Annotated in this window: 18 protein-coding genes; 3 read left to right on the top strand and 15 right to left on the bottom strand. The window is 41.6% G+C overall.

What is annotated here, in order from left to right; translation table 11 throughout:
- Positions 1 to 38: 38 nt before the first annotated feature.
- The 3 genes from NTX44_08845 to NTX44_08835 all read right to left on the bottom strand — a co-directional run bounded on the left by NTX44_08845 (position 39) and on the right by NTX44_08835 (position 5,523).
- A complete protein-coding gene (locus NTX44_08845) occupies positions 39 to 1,745 on the bottom strand; it encodes a TonB-dependent receptor (GenBank protein MCX6121712.1) in 1,707 nt (568 codons plus the stop codon).
- The gene (locus tag NTX44_08840; GenBank protein ID MCX6121711.1) at positions 1,745 to 4,714 is read right to left on the bottom strand and encodes a tetratricopeptide repeat protein; all 2,970 of its coding nucleotides are present in this window, start codon (positions 4,712 to 4,714) and stop codon (positions 1,745 to 1,747) included. Before NTX44_08840 ends, NTX44_08845 begins: the two co-directional genes overlap by 1 nt.
- 269 nt (positions 4,715 to 4,983) lie before the next feature.
- Positions 4,984 to 5,523 carry a hypothetical protein gene (locus NTX44_08835; protein MCX6121710.1) on the bottom strand — a complete coding sequence of 180 codons (540 nt, stop codon included), beginning with the start codon at positions 5,521 to 5,523 and terminating at the stop codon, positions 4,984 to 4,986.
- 550 nt (positions 5,524 to 6,073) lie between these two features.
- Here NTX44_08835 and NTX44_08830 point away from each other — a divergent pair.
- Positions 6,074 to 6,763, top strand: coding sequence for a hypothetical protein (locus NTX44_08830; protein MCX6121709.1), 690 nt, complete (start codon positions 6,074 to 6,076; stop codon positions 6,761 to 6,763).
- An 88-nt stretch (positions 6,764 to 6,851) separates the two neighbouring features.
- On the opposite strand, the gene NTX44_08825 is transcribed toward NTX44_08830, so the two are convergent.
- From NTX44_08825 to NTX44_08795, 7 genes are all read right to left on the bottom strand, one after another.
- Entirely contained in the window at positions 6,852 to 7,388 is a 537-nt protein-coding gene (locus tag NTX44_08825; protein ID MCX6121708.1) for a putative metal-dependent hydrolase, read from the bottom strand.
- A 518-nt stretch (positions 7,389 to 7,906) separates the two neighbouring features.
- A complete protein-coding gene (locus NTX44_08820; GenBank protein ID MCX6121707.1) occupies positions 7,907 to 8,284 on the bottom strand; it encodes a DoxX family protein in 378 nt (125 codons plus the stop codon).
- Positions 8,285 to 8,890: 606 nt separating this feature from the next.
- Positions 8,891 to 9,334 carry an endonuclease domain-containing protein gene (locus tag NTX44_08815; GenBank protein ID MCX6121706.1) on the bottom strand — a complete coding sequence of 148 codons (444 nt, stop codon included), beginning with the start codon at positions 9,332 to 9,334 and terminating at the stop codon, positions 8,891 to 8,893.
- A 133-nt stretch (positions 9,335 to 9,467) separates the two neighbouring features.
- On the bottom strand, positions 9,468 to 9,950 hold the full coding sequence (locus NTX44_08810) for a hypothetical protein (GenBank protein MCX6121705.1): 483 nt from the start codon (positions 9,948 to 9,950) through the stop codon (positions 9,468 to 9,470).
- Positions 9,951 to 10,119: 169 nt separating this feature from the next.
- The gene (locus NTX44_08805) at positions 10,120 to 12,627 is read right to left on the bottom strand and encodes an AAA family ATPase (protein MCX6121704.1); all 2,508 of its coding nucleotides are present in this window, start codon (positions 12,625 to 12,627) and stop codon (positions 10,120 to 10,122) included.
- Between the two features lie 497 nt (positions 12,628 to 13,124).
- Positions 13,125 to 13,988, bottom strand: a complete 864-nt coding sequence (locus NTX44_08800; GenBank protein ID MCX6121703.1) for a serine hydrolase — start codon at positions 13,986 to 13,988, stop codon at positions 13,125 to 13,127.
- Between the two features lie 182 nt (positions 13,989 to 14,170).
- Positions 14,171 to 14,638 carry a hypothetical protein gene (locus NTX44_08795; GenBank protein MCX6121702.1) on the bottom strand — a complete coding sequence of 156 codons (468 nt, stop codon included), beginning with the start codon at positions 14,636 to 14,638 and terminating at the stop codon, positions 14,171 to 14,173.
- 411 nt (positions 14,639 to 15,049) lie between these two features.
- Between NTX44_08795 and NTX44_08790 the strand changes: the two genes are divergently transcribed.
- Positions 15,050 to 15,868 carry a penicillin-binding transpeptidase domain-containing protein gene (locus tag NTX44_08790; protein ID MCX6121701.1) on the top strand — a complete coding sequence of 273 codons (819 nt, stop codon included), beginning with the start codon at positions 15,050 to 15,052 and terminating at the stop codon, positions 15,866 to 15,868.
- Positions 15,869 to 15,988: 120 nt separating this feature from the next.
- Positions 15,989 to 18,136, top strand: a complete 2,148-nt coding sequence (locus tag NTX44_08785; protein ID MCX6121700.1) for a glycoside hydrolase family 97 protein — start codon at positions 15,989 to 15,991, stop codon at positions 18,134 to 18,136.
- 339 nt (positions 18,137 to 18,475) lie between these two features.
- Here NTX44_08785 and NTX44_08780 read toward each other — a convergent pair whose 3' ends face one another.
- The 5 genes from NTX44_08780 to NTX44_08760 form a co-directional block, all read right to left on the bottom strand.
- Positions 18,476 to 18,823 carry a translation initiation factor gene (locus NTX44_08780; protein ID MCX6121699.1) on the bottom strand — a complete coding sequence of 116 codons (348 nt, stop codon included), beginning with the start codon at positions 18,821 to 18,823 and terminating at the stop codon, positions 18,476 to 18,478.
- A gap of 33 nt (positions 18,824 to 18,856) precedes the next feature.
- Entirely contained in the window at positions 18,857 to 19,516 is a 660-nt protein-coding gene (locus NTX44_08775; GenBank protein MCX6121698.1) for a SprT family zinc-dependent metalloprotease, read from the bottom strand.
- Between the two features lie 149 nt (positions 19,517 to 19,665).
- Positions 19,666 to 19,989: a hypothetical protein gene (locus tag NTX44_08770; protein ID MCX6121697.1), complete on the bottom strand. Its 324-nt coding sequence runs from the start codon at positions 19,987 to 19,989 to the stop codon at positions 19,666 to 19,668.
- Between the two features lie 326 nt (positions 19,990 to 20,315).
- The gene (carB, locus tag NTX44_08765; protein ID MCX6121696.1) at positions 20,316 to 22,148 is read right to left on the bottom strand and encodes a carbamoyl-phosphate synthase large subunit; all 1,833 of its coding nucleotides are present in this window, start codon (positions 22,146 to 22,148) and stop codon (positions 20,316 to 20,318) included.
- Complete coding sequence (locus NTX44_08760) at positions 22,135 to 22,614, bottom strand: hypothetical protein (protein ID MCX6121695.1); 480 nt, start codon at positions 22,612 to 22,614, stop codon at positions 22,135 to 22,137. Before NTX44_08760 ends, carB begins: the two co-directional genes overlap by 14 nt.
- Positions 22,615 to 22,631 lie beyond the last annotated feature (17 nt).

Below are 22,631 nucleotides of genomic sequence, written 5' to 3'. Positions count from 1 at the left end.
GTTTGGAATGTTGTGTTGCGTTCACGAACATGTATTCTTCACCATTTTATTTGTGCATCGAGTCGCACAGTAAATGGAAATTCTCTATATCCACGCCACGTTTCAAATTGTGCATTCGTTAAATTTTTAATTCCAGCTGAAAGTCTTAAAAAATCACATGGTGCATATTCACCGTTCACATCAACAACTGCATACTTTGAAAGCGCTGCAGTACCGGCGAGGTCGGTTGTACGCTCTCCGACAAACCTTACATCTCCATTCACCGCGATCGCCGTTCCAAATCTATGGATTGCTGAACACCAAGCTTCGATCGCCGATGTGTAAGGAATTCTTCCGTTTAGATAAGAATCATTCGTCGAACGGAGCAAAATATTAGAAGCAAAATAATCATTTGAGTTCAACTTTGCAACCATTTCCGCACAGAATGTTACGATTGTTGCCTGTCCTCCGTATGCCAGCGCCCAGACACCTGGATGGGAGGAATCTGAAAACATGGGCAAATCACGGGCAGATTTCACATTTAAGGATACACGGCTCCTCATTGCCTCTGTCCAATTGGATTCAATACCAAGTTCAACGGCACTTGGAATATATTCATGCTTGACGATTGACGCGGAGGAAAGATACCGGTTTTCGATACTGTGAGATGTCAATGTCATCGGAATGAACAGTTGTTCATACACTACAAATGCCCGATGTTGAGGTGTCACCTGATAGCTTGCCATGAATTGCGGACAGAGACGCGCCAAACCCTGCCCTGCCATTCCTTTTGCCCAATACAAATGAAGCGCCGCTTCGAAAAGTATACCGGCATACCAATAATTTTGTACGCCAGCTGACAAATCCATAAATCCCAACCCGCCTGTTGCGGACATGATGTGTAATTTTGTCTGAAGAGGAAGAGATGCAATCGGGAATGAAGTTTGATATTTGAGATCAAATCGAGTTTCTTTTACCGATACCGACGAATCCGATACATCCATACTTTCCAAAGCTATTCCAGCTGAGTAAGGGAAAGAATTCAATGTCTGATTCTCTACTTTCGCCTCCACGCGGTAATCCGAAATCGTTCGTTGAAGATTCGGTGCTGCGGAACCATAAAAACGAAATGATTCACTCCGATAACCGACCTTGCCATCGAGTGCCGCATTCCGAAGCATCGGTACGCTTGATGCGAGTGATGTTCCTCCCACCGCTGTTACACTGCCGTTTGACTCATCTGTGTTCGGCGCGTAACCTTTCGTCAGAAAATATTGAGTGCCAAGAGAATAAAAGTATTCCGGGAACGACTTCCCGAATTGAAGTTCAACGTGCGGTGTGAAGTATGTACCGATACCTGCTTTTGCAAACCCCGAATACGTACTCGTTTGTTCCTGTGAATTTCCTCTGCTGCTCTTCATTCCAAGATCCAGCGTTTCACGATCGCGCAGAGTTTTTTCTGAAGAATTCAACATGGGCTGTGAAATGACGGCGGGATCATCAATGATAATTTTTTCTAATTTCGGCAAATCGATTGAAGCAATTCCGGTGATGACATATTCCGGTAAATCAAATTTTGGGAGAGGCCGTTGTGCGGTCTTTGTCGGTGCCTTGACCGTATCCTGACGCGGAGAACTGATTTCCCTATTTCGCATGACCGGATTTTTCTTTTCTTGCACGATCGGTTCTTCTTGTGCAAGCAGCGCCGCTCCTTGCAGGACAAGCAGAAGAATCGGTAATTCCCAAACACGTAGCACTGCGCGCACTACTGTTGCTCCATTCTTTTCAGACGCCGTTGGGCTTCTTCGATGACCGAGCTCTCAGTCTTCAATTTCAGAACTGTCAGGTACGATTCACGTGCACGGCGTGCATCCTTTGTTTGCTCATAGGCATCGCCCAGACCGAGATACGCCCTTCCGACCCACCGCTCGTACGAAGGAAAAACATATTTCACCCGGAGCAGAGCAGTAATGACATTCGACCAATCTTTTTTTCCGGCAAGCGATGCACCTACGATATATTGCGCTTCTGCGCCTGTTTCATCTTTTCTCGACGTTGCAACTTTCTCGGCAGCAGTTTTTGCCCGATCATAGTCTTGCAATTCAAAATACATACGAGCCTGTGCTACCCGGGCTTTGTCTGCAATCGGTAAATCGCCGTACTCTTGTATCACCTGTCCGAACTGTGCATCCGCCTCTGCATTCTTTCCAAGTGATCGCAATATCTCGCCTGTTCGGAATTTTGCTTCGGCAATAATCTCGGGCTCATTCACTTTCCCCTGAAGATTCTGCAACGTAAGAATTGCTTTATCAGGTTTGTGCTGAACGGTGTAAATCTCCGCCGCTTCGAACAGGGATTCGCCAATGAGTTTCTCTGCTGCAGATGGAACATTTGCGGCCCGCTCAAATGCCAGGGCTGCTTCATCGGGACTGCCCTGCACGCGGTAGCACTTCGCTACTGCATAGTGTGCGTTTGCGAGAAATTGAGAGTGAGGATACTTATCTGCAAAACCGCGGTACACCGCTACGGCATCTGAATATTTTTTCTGATTGAAAAGCAGATCGCCTTTTTTCAGCTCAAGCTCTTCACCCACGGGTGAAGTCGGATTATCTTTTACAAATTCATCTAATGCCTCGACCGCTTCGGAATCTTTTCCTAACGCTGTCAAGCAATACTGAATTCCGGTCGTGGCATCTGCAACATAAGGACTTTTCGGAAATTGCCTCAGCACTTCCCGGTAAGATTTTTCAGCTGCCACATACTGCTGAATATTGTAGTAACTGTCGCCGAGACTATAATACGCACGCGGTAACAGTTCACTTGCGGTATAAGTTTTTAATAGTGTATTGAATTCCTTAATCGCTTCACCGTATTCTTTGCGCTGAAAGTTGACCCATCCCAGGGCAAACTGCGCATCGTCGGCAAGCGGCGAGTGCGGTAATGTTTTGATCAATCCGTCAAACGCTTTGTACGCCTCGGTATTGTCGCCGTCTTTTAAGTAACTCTGACCCAACTGATAATACGCGTAGTCGATGGAAGCGCTGTCCGGATACATGCGAATGACCGTGCGATAGATACCGACAGCTTTTTTATAATCCTTCTGAAAGAAATTCGCATCGCCCAACCGTAAGCGTGCATCGAATGCAAACTTGCCTCTCGGATATTCCACCAAGAGCTTCTCAAATGATTCGATAGCCTGGGGAAATTTCCCCTGCTTGTACAACGCCCACGCAATGCCGTACAACGCTTCTTCTTTTTTCGCCGATCCTGAACTTTCCGCGGATTCCTGATAGAGCCGCGTGGCTGTTGTATAATTTCCAAGCCGGTACTCAGCTTCCGCCTGATAGAATTTTGCCTCATCAGTCTTCGGATGTTTTGGATAGTGCGCAATAAACTCAGCAAACGTTGCTGCAGCGTCTTTAAAATCTTTTAGTTTGAAGGCACAGAACGCCGATTGAAAGCCTGCTTCGATCTTTACTTCGAATGACGCACCCGGTGCCGCTAACGCTTTCTGAAACCACACGTGCGCTTCTTGAAAGTTCCCTTCGATCAGCAAACACTCGCCTAACATTTTATATCCATCCGGCAGAATATCGCTTTTCGGAAATTCTGCAGTCAACCGCTGGAAGTACGGTTTCGCCCCGCTTGCATTTGTTTCCTCAAAGAAAATACTTCCTGCATCAAACAGCGCGTTGTCCGACCACTCGCCCTGCGGCTCGCGCTTAACAACTTCCTCAAACGTCTTGAGCGCTATCGCATTTTTTCCGTCAAGACGTTCCGCAGTGCCGCGCCGGTATAACGCAGCATGACCAAGGTCATCAGTTCGGTTTGTCAGCTTATTAAAAACCTCGATTGCCTTTGAATAATTCTTCTGATTGAACAAACTCCATGCAAGATTGTACGTTACTTCAGGCACAAGCGTGTTTTTCGGATAGTCAAGAAGGAATTTTTCATATCGTTTTTGCGCTTCTGCAAAATCATCCAGTTTATAACACGCTTCGGCCAGCAGGTAATCGGCGTTTGCTAACTCTTCTTCGCTATGAATCTCTTCACGGGATTTCGTCAGCGCTTCGACAGCCTTTGCATACTCTTTTGCATAATAGAAACATTCGCCAATGCGAACGTGTGCGCCGGGCGTTAAGCTGCTTTGTGGAAACTCGGCAATCAGTTTGCCGTACTGCTCGGCAGCTTTTGCATATTCCGTACGCTTTTGAAGTGTCCATGCAACTGAATATAACGCGTACTCACGCAGGCGATTTTTAGGATAATTTTCGTATGCAAGCGTGTAATATTTCAGCGCGTTTTGCGTATCGTCATTTCGCAATGATGCTTCGCCGATCCAGTACGCCGCGTCACCGGCGGATTCACTTTCGCCATACTTATCCAGCACGATCTTCAATGCGGCAATTGCGTCGTTGTTCTTTTTTAGATTGAGTGAGGATTGGCCAAGCTTGAGATATGCTTCCGGTACATATTTGGAATTTGGATTATTCTGGATGAATGCATTGTACTTTGCGGCGGCGTTTTGATATTGTGCTGACTGGAATAAACACTCAGCGCTAAAAAACTCTGCATCCTGCCGCTTGATGCTCTTGGGATATTTTTGAACGAAGGTTTCAAATTGCTGACCGGCAAGCTGGAAAAGACTGTCGCTGTAAAGTCCGAAAGCAAATGCATAATCCTGCTCTTCCGCTACAGATGAAAACGATAGAGGTGAAATTTCTTGCGCAGACACTGATAAAAGAAATCCGGATGCTGTAAATAGGAAAAGGAATAAAAAAGGCAAATCGTATAGATTACTGCGATGATTTATTTTGCAGTTGGAAAAATTGATTAGACTTATCAATGCGGACTTAAAGTATTGTTTTAAATGTTACCGCTAATGGTTTAATGTAATGGAAAGCCGATTGGAAAGCAAGAACCGCCCGATGGAAACTCTTATTGGCCCCGTCCTCCCTTCCTACTGTTTACTCGTCACTGGTTACTGTTAATTGCTCATTGCTCTTAGGCAACTTTCTGTTTCCGAACTGGAACTTTGATGTATCCGGAATAATTCAGCTGCTCAAGCACGGGGGTTAATACATGTGCAACATCCAATAGCCGTTGTTTCATCCTTGCGTACAGTTCCGGAAAGGCACTAAATTGCTCCTTTTCCAAAACTTCTTCTGCTTGCTTCATACAGACTTCGGCAATGACCATGCGCTGAGAAATGATTAAATATGTCGGTGTGTCAATTTTCTTTTTTATCTCACTCAGAGCTAATTTATGATAGGAGTATTCCTGTATCGATGAAGCAACTTCGGTTCCTAATACTCCTTTTAATCGCGATTTTTCTTTTTGGGTTTTTGCTATAGCTTCCAATGCTATTTGCTGTGCATCCTTGGCAAGACTTTGGCTCTTTATTGGATCGCTATCTGCCACAGCCCGGGCTTGAAGCAGGAGAGATTCTGCCCGCTGAACCGTATCCATATCGAATTGTGCTGCATGACCGCAAATTGCAGTACGAAATGTTTTCTCAGCTAATTTTATATCCTTATAGGACATGAACCAACTCGATTCTTTACTTGCGTAACACGGTTGCAATATCATATTATGGAAAGATTGCTGAAGTGCTGTGACAAATCGCACAGATGCAAGGAATACTTTCTTCACGCACTTACTACGGAACGCTCGTTGAATCATCGCCTCAAAGAGTCAACGGCTCATTACGTGACCGTCACTAGCCATGCTTAAATATTGTGAGTGACGGTCACGCGTATTGGAGATTATATCATTTGAGTAAAACGAGTTTTTTCATTTCAGTGAATGAGATGACTCAATGGTTTATTGGCTCATTGGCATACTATTGCAACTCATATATATTTCGAGTACAATTATTCAGTTCCAACGAGATGTGCTCTACCTAGCTCAATCGTTGTAAGGGATGGAACACACCTATGTACCGATATACTTCGGTGCGCAAACACACCGAAAATATTTTTCAAGAACAAATACACAGACAACAGAAATAAAACGCACTCCATGCGTTTTTACAAATGTTGACCGACAGCACGCTAAAACATTACAGAAAATAATAAGTAAGGAGGATACCCATATGAAAAAAATCAGTATTGCTTTAATATTTGCATCCATCGTTTTTGCAAGTATTGCCCATGCACAATTGTTGTTCAGCGTTAAACCGGGCTTAACAGGCAACTCTGCACAATTCGGGATCAAACTTGGCGGACTGATGGCATTCGGTGGATTGGAATATTTTCGTACCGCCACTACAACTGAAACAAGTGGTTTGCGATACATCTATCAGTATAGTTCTACCTATCCGTATACCACATCATATCAATTGGTACCTTACAGCGATAAATATGAAGCTTCAGTAAATGCCTATGTTCCATTTGTTGGAGCAAAGGTTCTCCTGGGAGGCCGTGAAAGTGGAAAAATCGGAGCATATATTACAGGAATCATTGGTAAACCATTCCTATCAGGGAAAACCGTTTCGAATGGTATAGAATCTGAGAGCACGAAGAAGTTCTTCGATAATCTGAGCGCATGGATGTTTTTGGGTGGATTTGGTACAGAGTATTTCTTTAGCGAGAACTTCAGTATAGGTGGTGAATTTGGATTGCGTGTTTTCCTCATTAATTACAATGAAGAAGCAAACGAGCCAATGAGCGTTTACAATTCTCAGACTGGTACCTATCAATACTATAATGCGCAAAATAAATATAAGTTTGATTTAGGCATGGGTATAACATATTCAACATTGGTGTTGAACTATTATTTCTAATCCAAACTCTCCATCCTTGACATTGTAAAAGAGGTATTTGGGAACGAAGAAACTGTTATTGCGGCAAATTTGATGTTCGTCGCATTCTTTATTCCCAATTCCTCGTTTTTTTTAATGTTGTTATATGTGCTAAATGATGATTACAATGCCACGCATAAATACCGATGGTTGTATCAAGTCTCAATTCTTTTCCGTGTTCAGGGTGAATGTACCTTTTTCCTAACTCCTCTTTCGTTAAAGATTTCAGTATCACGACCCAGCGTTGATGCAGTCCTTCCAATATTTTGAGAGCGGGTTCGATAGGCATACTTTTACTATCTGCAAGTTCAGCCCAGCGGTTTTCGAAATAAGGTTTTATCGTTGGGGTATCTTCTGTTAAAGCAAGTTTAAAGCGCATGAAACTGTTCATATGGCTGTCGGCACAATGGTTTACAACTTGTCTAATTGTCCAACCGCCGGGCCTGTAGTGTGTGTCCAATTGTTCATCTGTTAAGTGTTCAACTTCGGCTCTTAATCTGGAAGGAAACGACTCGATGTTGCGTATGTAATGATTGAGAATTTCAGGCGTAAAAGTGTCCGGTTTTACAAATTTTCCCAATGGATATTTCAGTTCTTCTACTGTCATTTTTTTATGTACCTCTGATAAGTGTGATATAGTTATATTAACAACACAGTACTCGGGTACGGAGTTTCCTTGCACAAGAGAATCGGCTGGCGGAGAATTCGGGAACGAGGTGAAACAGACGAGCGGGCGCTTACTACTCATCCGTCTTTCGCAATGTCGCGTTCCAGCCAAGTTCAGGATCCTGCCTGACCTCGACCTGCCACGATTGACAACACACAGAGCAGTCTTCTACATAAGACTGCCGATTTCCCCCGCTCTCATCGATGTCCAACTCTACGGGTTCACCGCAGTAAGGGCAGAATAGTGGAATAAGTTCCATTAAACGATTATCCATGTGCTTCTTGCACCCAAACTCAGCTTCCTAGTGCCGTTTCAAAAAAATGATATTGTATTCCATGCGGCACAGTGCCACGAAAAAAATGAACTTAGTAGTAATAAAACACAATATTACTTAATTGTAGTGGCACTAGAATGTAGTGTGAATGTATATCGTATAATTTATATCGAAGCGTCCAACTCTACTTTTTTCTTTTGAATGAGCTTAACATTTCTGGATTACGCAAATAATTCGTGACCCACATGAGCAACAGGATGACAACGACAGGGAAATACGCTTCCCCGTGTTCCATGTGTGTAGCAATCGCTCCGCCAAAATGGGAAGACAAAAGTAATGTCCCTAAGGATGAAGTCTTGGGAATGAGAAACAAGAGCGCTGAAACAAGTTCGCCCGTTGCAATGAGAATTATTTTTCCTTCCAGCCCATATTTTATAATTGATTTGACGACTTCGGAGTCGGAACTCCCGCTGGCAAGTATTTTCATAACACCGCTCATAAGCAGCAGAGCGAACAATAAACTTGCAAGCACCCAACCTGCAATCTTTCTGGTTTTGGACATGGTCAGTACCTCCTGTTTATTTTGACTGTTTATGTATGATTATTGTTGTGCCGGTCATTAAAAATGTGATCGGGTAAGGCAATGAGATTCTTTTTTTTACCTGTAATAAGTGTGATATAACTATATTAACAACACATTACACGGGCACAGAGGTTCCTTGCACAAGAGAATCAACTGGCGGGGAATTTTGGAACGAAGATCTTTTATTCCACTTGACCAACTACCACAACATAATTCTTTCCGTACTGTTAGTTGTGAGTGAGTTGCAGTCACGAACACAAGTGCACTCCAACCCCCCTTTTCTCCCCCCTTCAAGTGAAGGGGGGAATATGGGGGGTTTCAATAGAGTTAAACCATGAAATTTCTCTATGTTGTGAAGGAGTTTCACTCCTGAACTTTTATTCCACTTGGGCAACTACCACAATATAATTCTTGCCGTACTGTTAGTTGTGAGTGAGTTGCACTCACGAACACAATGCTCTCTCTTTTTTATCAGTCTTCGATAACTCGGCAAGCTCGCTACAGGCTAGCGCAGACTGACTAGGATTCTCTAGTGATGGTTCTGTAGTTTAAATTTCTCTTCGGTTCTGGAGAGATTTCAGAAATTCAATCCGTTGCACCTCTTTTACCATTCGATACAGGACGTATTCTTTTTGTATGTTCTATTTTTTCCCAAATCGTTTGGCATACACCATCTATGTTTTCGCAGATATCCGTGTTTGTAAAACGCAAAAAGTGAATGCTGAGTGCCTCAATATAACTCTGTCGTTCTTTATCGTACTCTTGGGCGTCTCCAATAAAGTGCGAGTCACCATCTACTTCGATGGCAAGTTTCAATCGTGGACAATAGAAGTCGATAATATATTGGTCAACACTGTATTGTCTCAAAAATCGCTCTCCGTGCATTTGTTTATTTTTGAGTTTTACCCATAACAACACTTCTGACTTCGGCATGTTTTGGCGAAGATATCTTCGTCTTTGTTGGCTTTCCTTTTTATTATAAATAAGAGTCATAGCTTTCACTAACCCCCCGTTCCGATTAAACTGCATCGGAACTTCCCCCCTTCGTATGAAGGCGCGTATTATAGAAGTCCCGCACCGCGGGACCACAATAACTACGCAGATACTCCTCCAGAATGGGGGGTTCGTTTTTTTGGGCTGGTAGTTTGGGAACGAAGATCTTTTATTCCACTAGAGCAACTACCACAACATAATTCTTTCCGTACTTCTTCGCGCATTTGGGACACGTCGTGTACCACATATACCACTTCTTTATTTTCACACATTTGCCTGCCGCATAGATTTCAAAGTCCTTGCACCATTTTCCTGTTTCTTTAAAAGCCCCTTCGTACACCTTGCTCAAAAACTTTCCTGTGAGCGATGCATTTTCAGCGCCGGGGACTTCTTTATCGACTGCAAGGTAGACATCCATATTCCATTTTGATGTATGATCCGAAAGGCAGAGCCAATCTGGCATGGTTGCACCGGCTTTATCAACTTTTTCATTTAAGCGTATCATCACCTTGCCAAAATTGATCGGCATATAGAAAAGTGTGAAGACTTTATCTTTGATAAACAGCTTGTTGTTCCATTCGAATGTTTTACCGTCCCACGGTGCAGGATCAAATTTGGGACAGCATTCGGGTTCGTTAGTTTCGTTGCGCATTGTTGTTCTCCATACTAACTTTAATTAAGCCATTCCATTTCCCTTCTAGCTTTCAGACATTACTTCATTCTTGTTACGAAACAGAGCTTTGTGTACGTTCCCAAACTGAGTTTGGGATCAAGATGAGATTAATAACAATTTCCATTTCAAGTTGAAGCCTGAATCTTTTTTAGGATTTTGATATTTCTATATTCTGTGCCAAAAGAGTGGATAATCCGAGTTTTGCTTCTTCTTTTATTCTGTAATCTTCATCTGTATCAGAAGATATTCTTTTAAAAACCGAATGAATTAAATTTATAGCTAGTCCTCTTCTCGATAATGAAGCCAAAGCAGAAACTATAGCTTTTCTAGAAGAGATGCTATCTTCTTTCTTTAGTCTTTCAATTAATGGTTCTACAGATTCATCATTTATCAATATATAACCAAAAACATCTGCTACTTGCTTGCGTACTTGGGTCTTGGGGTCATTTAATGCTTCGAATAGAATGTTTATTTCCCGATTTATAATATTTTTATCAGACTTTACCAACTTATTTAGATTATTACTAAATGCGTATACTGCGGTTTTTCTTAATTTATAATTTTTCTCATTCTTAATGATGTTTCTTAAAATATTAATAATTCTTATATCTACTATATTTGAAGAAAATTGATCAATAGCTGTATTCCTAACTGAAATCGCTAATTTTGACGATTCAATAATTTTTATAAGGGTAGGTGTAATTTCTTTATTTTTTGTCCCCCCAAGCGCGCTAATTGCTTTTTCATTTATTTCGGTATCCTTATCATTAATTAAGTTTAGACATATACTAGTCAGTTCCGCAGGCTCAATAATAGTGACCCATTTATTTTCAAAGTTCCAATAGACACTAAAGCTACTTTTTATTAGAAAAGTCCATTCTTCATCGTTTAAAATAAGTTGCTTAATATTCGGATATAATATTTCTAATCTATCTTTACTAGCTAATACCCCATGTTGTTTCCATTCTTTAAAAGCTTTTCTGAATATATCAATTGTCGTTTTTGCTCTTTGTGCTTCTGGACCTAATTTGTCAAAAAACCTTTTTGATAAGAAATCATGCACTAATTCATAACCAATGGCATTATCGTCTCCAACTACTGGGTGAACAATTTTCTTTTTTATTAAATGTTCAACGACGTGTTGAGCGTTGGTCTTGGTTGTTCCTATATGCCTGCTAACTTCTTCAATATTAAGAAAAGTTCTTAGTCCTTCAGGACCGGTCAGCAAATCTAATGTATTCTGAGCATAAAGTTTTTCTTCTTCAGTTAATCCTTCCAACATTGATTCACTTAAATAATCAGTAATGATTGATTCGGCACAATCTGTCCCTTTATATAGATTTTGTCCAAACTCAATTGTTGGTTTTGAAGTAGAATTTTGGCACTTATATTCATCGAATAATTTCGAACATACTATTTGCAAGTAAGGGGGATATATTAAGTCATCGCCAATTTTCTTTAACTCCACAATTAGTTGAAGAATAAATTTTTCACTCACCTTAATGCCAAGTTTATTAAGAGGTTCGACTATTGCTTCAAAAGCCTTCACTTCGTTTAACCTTTTTATTCTATATTGATGAATCCAAGCCTCTTCAAGATTATATAAATGCGACCAATCCCATAGCTCTCCTATATAATCTTCTCTCAATGAAAGTAGAAAATATATCTTTCCTTTTATTGGTGGTGCGGCCAATGATTCCATAATACCTTTTGACAAATGTTCTCTCTCTACTTCCCTCGCTCTTGTGAATATTTCCTCAAACTGGTCAATAACAATTATAAGGTTTCTGTTTTCCTTATCAACAAATGACTTAAGCTGCATAATTAGATGTGGAAAAGTGTCGATTGCAGCCAATTCTTCAATTGTCTGACTAGATATTTTATTTTCTTTCAGTGTTTTAAAAAGCTCTTCTCTAATTCTTTTAATTGGTTCGTCAAGGCATCTGACTGAAATAGTAATAATACCCTCGTTCTTGAAATTGGGAATTAATCCTGCATTCACAAGAGAGGTTTTACCTGTCCCAGATTCACCAAAAAGACCAACAATATTATAATTATTTATCCTAGTTAATAATTCTTCGATTTCTTCTTTACGGCCAAAAAAATATTCTTTGTCGCTTTCAGTATATGATTGTAATTCTTTATATGGATTTACTTTTTTCCAATCTTTAATACTTCCTCTGGTTGGTTTATTTAATGCCTTCTTATTATTTTCTCTTATTACTTGTTTCTGCCACTTTGCTTTTGCCTTTCGAATATTATCACTAGTTATTTTATTTGTTAAAGACTTTCCTTGTTTATGTGCTTCGTCGTGATCGTTCGGACATAATACGGCGAGGTTGTTATAAGAATTATCCTGCGATTTTGAATATTCCTCGATGTGATGTATGATATATGAATCACTTTTGGTCCCCTTACACAAACAACAAGTGAAATTGCTTCGCTCTAATAAAGTTTGCGATGTATGTTCGTCAATTGGCTCTCTCGTCAAACAATCCTTAACAAAATCAACCTGTTTTGGTGGTATCTTATACTTGTCATTGAGATTTTTCTTTGACGTTTGCTTAAAGGTAGTTGTTGAGATTCCAATAAGCTCATAATCATGAGCCCAATTACTTGGCACGCCATACTGAATGTATGTTTTCTCTAATGACATTATATTATTTATCCATCATATTTTAATTGCCTTAAGTAAAAATCGTCAGTTTATTTTGTTTTCTGCAATATTGATTGACATCATGCAAGCCGCATTGCGTTGTTGTAATATATTCTGTGTCAAGGATGAATATTGTCTTTGTAGTGGTCACTTTCAGTTAAACAATCGCTTCAATTGGCCGTAATCCAGCCATACAAAAATGTTTCTTTGGTACCAACGAATCTACATTCATCATACCAAGCCTGTTTGGAAAATTGTATTGCGAGTTGCTAAGATATCCCTCTAGTCATGCCTCCGGCCTGAGGAATATCTGCGTAGAATCCTCCGAGACTCAAAAATAGAATCAAACTATCGCTTGATACATTCTCAGGCCTCCGGCGGTGCGCACTACGCAGTAATGGTACTCAGTTTTATAGTTATCTGCAAGCACGAGCGTGACTGTCACTTGCCGTATTTGGATTTCGTGAGTGACGGTCACGAGTAAGGATGTAACACACTCATTTGTAGAGAGGGATTATTTTATTTATAATCACATCTAATGTATTGTACCATTGCTGATTTGCCGTGTCGGTTGGAACATTTGACCAATTATTTGTTGCAACAACGATTAACCTGACATCAGGAACAACAACAATGAATTGTCCGCCATATCCATTAGCAAAGAAATATCCGTGTGATGCACTGTTTCCAATCCACCAGAAATATCCATAGCCCGGACTAAAAGGTTCGATATCATTGGTTGTTATCTTGAATGTGGATGCTTTTTCAATCCAATCTTCAGAGACAATGCGAACTCCATTATACATTCCTTTATTCAGGTAGAGCTGACCAATCTTGAGCATGTCATAAGGAGTCAGGGATAGTGCTGCACCGCCGTTGTAGATTCCTTGTTTGTCTTTTCCCCAGGAATGATCTGCTATTCCGAGGAGCTGGAAAAGGTACTGCTTTGCAAATTGAAAGGTCGACTCTCCTGTGACTTGTGTGAGTATCGCGGATGTTAAGTGCGACGCTCCGGTATTGTATCCGAATGCCTCGCCGGGTTGATGAATCAAGGATTTATTGAGAGTGTATTCAAGTTGATTGGGAGCATTGAACCAGTTGTTGTATTCAGATACGTCTGGAATGTCATTTCCGGAAAGGCCGCTGCTCATGGAAAGCACATCGTGTAGCTTAATACTCGCTTTCGCCGAGTCTATGGTGCCAACTAGCGGCTGCAGGTAATCACCGATCTTCTGCTCCTCTGATGGGATGATCCCTTGATCGATGGCAATTCCAATCAAAGTGGACATCACGCTTTTGGTAACGGAACGCACATCATGCGCTGCGGAGGAATCGCCCGGATGGAAATACTGTTCTTTCATAATATGATCGTCTTTATGGACGATCAAACATCTTAAGTTCGCGTTCTGGGCTGCGATTGAAAAAGCTTCTTCTAGTGCCCCGGACGTTCCACTCGGCTCAACGGTATTATCTTTGCACGAAAAACATAAAACCGAAAGGAAGATGAACAAAGAGGGAAGAACTTTTTTACTATTCATCGCATTCACTGCTTTTTGGTTTTCCCAAGAGGGAAGTGTGTTAACGCGTTCGCAACCTGACTAAGGCGTGTGAATGATCGGATTTGTCCATCCGATTCGAGATACAAGGAATAGATGGCAGGAGAATCAATGATTCCTTGCTGATCTGTTCCAACGAGAATTGTAATCCAGAGCTTCCGACGTTCGGCGAGCTTTGCATAAATCTCTACACAAATCGGAAGGTCGCGTTGTTTGTCGACGTACGGATTACCGGTTTGCTCACCGCAATCATTGAGTTCCCATTCTACTGTGGCATCCTTGCCGAAAATTTTTGTCAACCAATCTGAAAGTTTCCCCTCTGGCAACGTCGAATCCAGTTCCGATGGAGAGATTCGTTTTACATATTCGATGGCATGAGCTTCTGAAATCTGTGCTTGCGCGTATCCGGTTAGAAAAAGACAAAAAGCAGCGACCCAAATTGAATTCTTTTTCATCTTACCAAACCTGTTTTGGAAAATTGTGTTGCGAGGTGCGTTTTACGGATGTATAGTAGTTAGTTTTACATTTATCTGCAAGCACGAGCGTGACCGTCACTTGCTGTGTTTGGATTTCGTGAGTGACGGTCACGAGTATAGGCATTTGTATAACATGAGTAAAACGAGTTTTTTCATTTCAGTGAACGAGTTGGCTTGTCCACTGGCAAGGTGCGCTACAATGCAATGGTACTAGGTTTTACATATATCCGCAAGAGCAAATACCTCCATGGCATAGATTGTGTCCCTTCGTCCATGCCAGTTTGATTCAATATGCTCCTTTGATCCATAATAGATTTTTTACTAAGTTCATAAAAGATTACTTTTTTAGTGATCAGGTCAATTCATTGCTACTTCATTCGGGACTATTACATGAAAAAACTCTTGTTGCTTTGTTCGTTTATATTGACCAACAGTGTATTTGGCCAAACGATTGATACAGTCGATCTCAAATCATATTTTGGTGGACACGCAGGCGGGTTCAGCGTCTACAGTTTCAATACAGACAGGTATGTTCAATATAACGTAGAACACTGTAAGAAGAGACTTTCACCATGTTCTACGTTTAAGATTCCCAACTCCCTCATTAGCCTGGAAACCGGAGTTGTGCCCGATTCCGGATTTATTATCAAGTATGACAGTGTGCTGCATCCCAGAGATGCAGAAATGTTAAACACAGAGCCGTTCAAATACTGGTTTCATGATTTGTCACTCAAAATGGCTTTTAAGTATTCGTGTGTGTGGTATTATCAGGAATTGGCAAGGAGGATTGGGCACGAACGCATGGCGAAGTATGTCAATCTTCTCGAGTACGGCAACAAGGATATCTCGAGCGGGGACGATACGTTTTGGCTGTGCGGCTCCATTCAGATTTCGATCAACGAGCAAATTGAATTTCTTAAGAAACTCTATATGCATCGGCTGAACGGATTCTCCGATACATCCATCAATACCGTCAAGGGTATTATGCTGTACGAATCTACTCCGCAGTACAAACTGTATGGAAAGACAGGCGGCGGCGGTTGTTTTGATAATAAGTTCCTTGGCTGGTACGTCGGGTTTGTGGAAACCGATGCGGGTACCAGCGTATTTGCGATGAACATTATCGTCGACAGTTTTGATGAATTAAAGAATAATTTCCGGATTGAACTGACGAAGAACGTATTGAGAGAATTGAAAATCATTCAATAGAAGCATATCGTTGGATTGGTAAAAGAATTCGAGAACGGAAATCAGCATCAGCGCCTTCTCTTCATTTGATAAATTGGATACATTACAGTATCTTGAAAATAAAAAGGAGTAATAAATAGCATGAAAAGCTTGAAAGTGATTCTATTTCTGATCTTGGTTCTGACGTGCAATACAATTTCACAAACTATTTATTCGCCCGGACATAAATTGAGTCTGACTTTCAACCTGACTCCTGAGGGTATACCGGTTTATCAGTTGTCATTGGCCCAGAAGGAAGTTATAAAAAGTAGCAAGCTGGGAGTGATTCTTAAGGAACTCCCTTCATTCGACAATGGATTCACAATCCTTAAAATTGACACGTCTTCGTTTGATGAAACCTGGTCTCCAGTATGGGGCGAGGTCAAACAGATCCGAAATAATTATAATGAGCTTACGGTTACACTTCAGCAGCCGACTGTACATAACCGCAAACTGCTGATTAAATTCCGCCTATTTGACGATGGATTGGGATTTCGTTATGAATTCCCCGACCAGCAGGAACTGACGTATTTTGTCATTGACGATGAGATAACAGAATTTAACATGACCGGCGATCACAAAACATTCTGGATACCCGGTGATTATGATACAAATGAATATTTTTATTCTACCAGCAGACTCAGCGAAATTGATGCCTTAGGACGCAATAAATCTTCAACCGAAATTTATCTAAGATCTTTTATAGCCCCTAATGCCGTTCAGACTCCACTTATGATGAAAAGCAATGACGGGCTTTATATAAATATTTCTGAAGCTGCTCTGGTTAATTATCCGGCATTGAATCTTTTGGTTAATAAGAATAATTTCTCTCTTCTTTCCACACTCGTTCCCAATGCAGTAGGAAGTAAAGCATTTATGCAGGCACCTTGCACAACTCCATGGCGCACGGTGGTTGTAAGCGATAAGGCTGTTGATATACTGGCTTCTAAAATGATGCTGAACCTGAATGAACCATGCAAACTGGAAGACGTCAGTTGGATACACCCTGTAAAATATGTCGGTATCTGGTGGGAAATGCACGTTGGAAAATCTTCATGGAATTATTCAGATGTTAATAACATAAAACTCGACCAGACCGACTGGAAAAGCCTGAAACCGAACGGAAGACATGGCGCAACCACAGAAAACACAAAAAAATATATAGACTTTGCCGCCAAATATAAATTTGACGGCGTTCTGGTTGAAGGCTGGGACATAGGCTGGGAGGATTGGTTCGGGAAGTGGAAAGAAAATGTATTTGATTTTGTCACTCCTTATCCTGATTTCAATGTTCCTGAATTGCAGAAATATGCCGCGTCTAAAAGTGTTAAACTGATAATGCACCATGAAACTTCTGCTTCCGCAACAAATTATGAACGCCGTATGGACGATGCATACAGGTTTATGAAACAGTACGGATACGATGCCGTTAAGACCGGTTATGTCGGCAAAATTATTCCACGCGGTGAACACCACGACGGACAGTGGATGGTAAATCATTACTTACACGTTGCCGAAAAAACTGCTCAATATAAAATAATGCTCGATGCGCACGAGCCGGTTAGGCCTACCGGACTGCAAAGAACATATCCCAACTGGCTGGCAAGTGAAGCCGCAAGAGGTAACGAATATAATGCATGGAGTATCGGAAATGCTCCTGAACATGAAACGATACTTCCCTTCACACGCCTCATGGGCGGTCCTATGGATTATACTCCCGGAATATTCCAGATTAAACTGAATTACTATAATCCGGACAAAAAAGAGCAAGTGCATACAACACTGGCAAAACAACTCGCTCTGTATGTTACTCTTTACAGCCCGTTGCAGATGGCTGCCGACCTGCCTGAAAATTATGAACGATTCCCGGATGCTTTTAAGTTCATTGTGGATGTAGCGGTTGACTGGGATGATACAAAAATTCTGGAAGCTGAACCGGGTGATTATATTACAATCGCACGCAAAGCTAAAAACAGCGATAAGTGGTTCATCGGTGCAATTACAGATGAGCAGGCACGAACTACTGAAATAAAATTGGATTATTTAGATAATGGCAAATGGTATGTGGCCTCTCTTTATACCGATGCAAAAGACACGCACTGGGAGAAAAATCCAATGACTTACAACATTAATAATTATCTCGTAAATGATAAAACCAAATTGAAAATAGACCTTGCATGCGGAGGCGGTGCTGCAATAAGCCTCAAACCGGCTTCAAAAGAAGAAATGATAAAGTATAAAAAATATTAGAATTCTAGAAGAGTTTTAAAACTAATAGCCCTCGAAGATTATTCCTCGGGGGCTTTTTGTTTTGATAATATCATAAACTAAATAAATGAGACGTCTGAAAAATCAAATCACCATCGGTAGTCGAAAGCTTCAGGTTTCGTTTTTTATTAATAAACGCGGACATAAAGTCCGCGACTACCATTAAATTATATTATTTCAGATGTCTCTAAATAATTCTTTAAGTGTTTCCGCTCCTCGTTCCCAAATACCTGCCCGCCAATCTTATGCCCAAGGCCTCACTTCGTGAATGGCGGAAAGTTTGGCAACGAGATTAAATGAACCATATAACGTACATCCAACTTACTTCACTATGTAGTTCATCTCTTTCAGTTTTTCTGCCGCGCGTGCACGCTGGTCGCCTTGCAGTTCAATCTTTCCTTCTTTCACTGTACCGCCGGTTCCACAATATTGTTTCAATATTCGCGCTATGTCTTCTCTTGTCGTCGGATTATGTTGCAGGCCGCTTACAATCGTAACGCTCTTCCCTTTTCTTCCATGTGTATCCAGCATAAGATGAACTGTGTTGCCTTTGCCATCGTATTTCTTTTTTTGAGAAACAGGAATGCTTGACTGCGACCCAGAGTGTTGTTCCGGTGCGACCAATTCGGCTAATTCTTCTAGAGAACGATATTTCTTTTGATATTCCATGTATTTTAGCTACGTTTTTTCTTTTGATACGTTTTACAAATCTCTCCCATGCTCTTTTAACCACTGCGATGCTATTTTATATTCGGGACACAGAGCATGCACCTTGTGCCAGTACTGCTTCGAGTGATTCATAAACTCTGTATGCACAAGTTCATGCAGAATCAAGTAATCGATGACAAACAGCGGCGACTTGATGAGTTTCCAATTGAATGATAGATTTTTTTTCTTCGAACAACTTCCCCATCGTGTTTTTTGGCTGCGGATAAATATTTTATTGTAATGAAATCCAAGAGACTCTGCCAGCTCTTGCGCTCTGTGCTCGAGATATTTTCTCGCTTCGTTTCTATACCATGCAAGTTGACGATACTTCTCCATGAATACAACACCGGCATGTATGATGAGATGCTCCTCATCTATTTCGATTGAGCGATTGAACTGCGCATCCTGCTCAACGTGGAATATCTTCCCTTTAAAGAGGATCTGATTTCCTGCAAGCGGTACCGGCTGTTTTCTTGTTCGCATCCTGTGCAAGTGTTTCTGAATCCAATCTTCTCTCTTCTTGAGAATATTCTCCAGATGCTGCTCCGGCAGCCACTTCGGCACGACAATACGCACTCGCTGGTCATGACTCACACGAATGCCAACGTGTTTGACATCCTTAAAAAGGATTGTATAATTATCAGGAAATTTCATTCAAGAGAACTCAATAATTGATGGTATGTATTCAATAACCTGGAGTACAGAAGTATAGTTTTAGAGAAAGTTGTCCACTTTCTCATCCCAAAGCGATACTGAATCGAGTTGTGCTTTCCGCTCCTGTAGAATAAAATCAGTTACGATCCTTATTCAATTGATGCTCGTAACTTCACTTTTAAGTCGTGAATGTGCTGGCGGATATCTTTCAACTGAGCATAGTCTTTCTTTGCGACTGCATCAGAGCGTTTCTTCTTCCAACTCCGGATCTCCAACTTCATCGAACTCTTCCCAGATATCTTAGCCTGATGATGCGCGTGGCTTTCGATACCGAGCGCTTTGCAGAGTGCAGGCACGAGCTTTTCTTTATGCATTGTAATATGCCCATGGACTGCTTCATGATCGATACCATCGGCAATCTTGCGCAGTTCGCTTACGGTCATCTTGTTCAATTCGTCATACGTGTATGCCATAGTGCATCCTCCTGTATTGTATGGTTACTGCAATTGTTTGATTTGAATAATTGATTCTGAAATAGAAAAAGAATAGTTGATTTATCCACTTTGCGGTGATACCGAGCGAGTTGTCCCGAAGAGTGGATTGGGAAAGAAACAATAAACAGGATGAGAACGATACGCAAAATATTGTAACGATTTTTTATGCGATTCATATCATACTTCACGATGCAGTAAGAGTATTTATTTCGCTTCGTACTCGGGAAAAGACGTTACTCAATCCACTTTCTAATATAAAAATAAATTATAGAATGGCTACCCTTCTTTTCACTTTTTCGTTCACGCTAGTACTTCGAAGCGCCCTCCTTGAGATACTCCTGTATGCTCTTGACAGTCAGCCCGCCTTCCTTTTGTTTCTGGATTGCCTTCACCGCTGTCGCAGCGGCAGAAAGCGTGGTAATAAAGGCAACTTTATTTTCCAATGCTGCCCAGCCAATGGCGTATTCGTCGTAGCGGGAAGTTTCGCCAAGCGGTGTGTTGATGACAAGCTGTATCTTTCCGTTTTTAATCAGATCCACAGAATTTGGCCGACTTTCGTTCACTTTGAAAACCTGTTCGCATGGAATGCTGTTTGAAGTAAAAAAGCCTGCTGTCCCTTCCGTCGCAATAAAAGAAAATCCCAGTGTTCGTAGCTCGCGTGCAATATTCAATGTCATTTCAGTTTTATCGTTATCGTTCACGCTAAAGAATACTGTTCCTTCATTCGGCAATGCGTTGCTTGCCGCAATCTGTGATTTAGCAATTGATGCACCGAAGCTATCGGAAATTCCCATCACCTCACCGGTAGAGCGCATCTCTGGACCTAGAAATACTCGCGTCTTTGGAAATTTTGCAAACGGAAATACGGCCTCCTTCACAGAAATATGTTTTATTTTTCGGAAATCGAAATCTTTGCAGCCAAGTTCTTCCAATGTTCTTCCTACCATCACTTTTGCAGCAATCTTTGCAAGCGGTAATCCAGTTGCTTTACTCACAAAAGGTACCGTGCGGGATGCACGAGGATTGACTTCCAAGACATACACGACATCATCTTTCGACGCAAACTGCACATTCATTAATCCTACTACTTTGAGCGCCTTTGCTAACTTCACGGTGGTCGCCATAATTTCATTCAGGATCTTTTCCGACATCATATACGGCGGAAGGACACACGCGCTATCACCCGAATGGATACCTGCTTCCTCGATATGCTGCATCACGCCGCCGATCATGACGTCTTTGCCGTCGCACACGCAATCAACATCGTATTCAAATGCATCTTCAAGAAAGCGGTCGATGAGCACAGGATGGTCGGGTGAAACATCGACAGCCTTCCTCATATATTCTCGCAATGCATCCTTTGTATAGCAAACCTCCATTGCACGTCCTCCAAGTACATAGGATGGACGTACAAGCACAGGAAAACTAATTTGATCGGCAACGAGGACTGCATTGTTGACCGTATACGCTGTGCCGTATTTGGGATGTTGAATGTTATTTCGCCGAAGGAGTGCGCCGAATCTCTCGCGGTCTTCAGCAAGATCAATTCCTTCCGGTGATGTGCCGAGAATTTTCACGCCGTTCTCATCTAATGCCTTCGCAATCTTCAACGGTGTCTGCCCGCCGAATGCAACGATAACGCCGTCCGGTTGTTCTTGATCGCAAATGTTGAGTACGTCTTCGAGCGTCAACGGTTCAAAATATAATTTATCGGTCGTGTCATAATCAGTTGAGACGGTCTCCGGATTACAATTGACCATGATAGTTTCGAACCCCTCTTCGCGAAGAGCCATGACGCCGTGCACACAACAATAATCAAATTCAATTCCTTGTCCGATGCGATTCGGACCGCCGCCGAGAATGATTACTTTTTTCTTCGTGCTTCGTAGAGATTCATTTTCCCGCTCATAGGTTGAGTAGTGGTACGGGGTCGATGCCGCAAATTCCGCTGCGCACGTATCCACTGTCTTATAGACAGGTATCACGTCCATTTTCTTCCGCATCATCCGTACGGCTGCCTCATTCATTCCCCAGATTTCTGACAACTGGCGATCGGAGAACCCGTACTCTTTTGCTTTTCGCATAATGTCCGGGGTGACTTTCACCGGCACTTCATTCTTTGCTTTACTTGACTTCACTTGCCTGTAATTCCTTTAGTCGTTCCCATTGTTTGGCGGATAAGATTTGTTTTTCCTTTAAAGATACCTGCAAGTGCATAAAGCGCAACTCAGCCCGCATTTTGCCGATTCGTTCCAGTTTAGCCCGTAATATTTTTTCATTGATTGTACCTGATTCAAAAAGTTTGTTGAGTTCTTCCTCCGCCTCGACAATATCCTGTCCCTTGATAGTCGCTGAGATCGGCAGGTTCGTCAACATCTCGTTGATTTTCTTTTGTTGGTCTTTTGATAATCCAAGCTGATCTTTATAAGAAATTATTTTTTGTGGGGCGGGAAAACCATTGATCTCCGCCACCAATGTTTGTCCAGCTGCTTCACCCTTCAACAATTGGTCTTTGTCCTGTGGAAAAGTAACTTGCGCATGTGCAGTCTTTGATAATGCAAGCAAAAATAATAAAACCGGGATACAGATACTTACTATTTTCATACAATAATCCTTTTATG

This window comes from Ignavibacteriales bacterium (assembly GCA_026390575.1).
Taxonomy (GTDB): domain Bacteria; phylum Bacteroidota; class Ignavibacteria; order UBA10030; family UBA10030; genus Fen-1298.
The sequence above is the reverse complement of the archived record's forward strand: the minus strand, read 5'-3'. Positions and strand labels throughout refer to the sequence as shown.

Coding starts and splice junctions, on each gene's coding strand:
- NTX44_08835 (MCX6121710.1), bottom strand. CDS start 5,523: ATGTCCTATAAGGATATAAAATTAGCTGAGAAAACATTTCGTACTGCA.
- NTX44_08830 (MCX6121709.1), top strand. CDS start 6,074: ATGAAAAAAATCAGTATTGCTTTAATATTTGCATCCATCGTTTTTGCA.
- NTX44_08825 (MCX6121708.1), bottom strand. CDS start 7,388: ATGACAGTAGAAGAACTGAAATATCCATTGGGAAAATTTGTAAAACCG.
- NTX44_08820 (MCX6121707.1), bottom strand. CDS start 8,284: ATGTCCAAAACCAGAAAGATTGCAGGTTGGGTGCTTGCAAGTTTATTG.
- NTX44_08815 (MCX6121706.1), bottom strand. CDS start 9,334: ATGCAGTTTAATCGGAACGGGGGGTTAGTGAAAGCTATGACTCTTATT.
- NTX44_08810 (MCX6121705.1), bottom strand. CDS start 9,950: ATGCGCAACGAAACTAACGAACCCGAATGCTGTCCCAAATTTGATCCT.
- NTX44_08805 (MCX6121704.1), bottom strand. CDS start 12,627: ATGTCATTAGAGAAAACATACATTCAGTATGGCGTGCCAAGTAATTGG.
- NTX44_08800 (MCX6121703.1), bottom strand. CDS start 13,988: ATGAAAGAACAGTATTTCCATCCGGGCGATTCCTCCGCAGCGCATGAT.
- NTX44_08795 (MCX6121702.1), bottom strand. CDS start 14,638: ATGAAAAAGAATTCAATTTGGGTCGCTGCTTTTTGTCTTTTTCTAACC.
- NTX44_08790 (MCX6121701.1), top strand. CDS start 15,050: ATGAAAAAACTCTTGTTGCTTTGTTCGTTTATATTGACCAACAGTGTA.
- NTX44_08785 (MCX6121700.1), top strand. CDS start 15,989: ATGAAAAGCTTGAAAGTGATTCTATTTCTGATCTTGGTTCTGACGTGC.
- NTX44_08780 (MCX6121699.1), bottom strand. CDS start 18,823: ATGGAATATCAAAAGAAATATCGTTCTCTAGAAGAATTAGCCGAATTG.
- NTX44_08775 (MCX6121698.1), bottom strand. CDS start 19,516: ATGAAATTTCCTGATAATTATACAATCCTTTTTAAGGATGTCAAACAC.
- NTX44_08770 (MCX6121697.1), bottom strand. CDS start 19,989: ATGGCATACACGTATGACGAATTGAACAAGATGACCGTAAGCGAACTG.
- NTX44_08760 (MCX6121695.1), bottom strand. CDS start 22,614: ATGAAAATAGTAAGTATCTGTATCCCGGTTTTATTATTTTTGCTTGCA.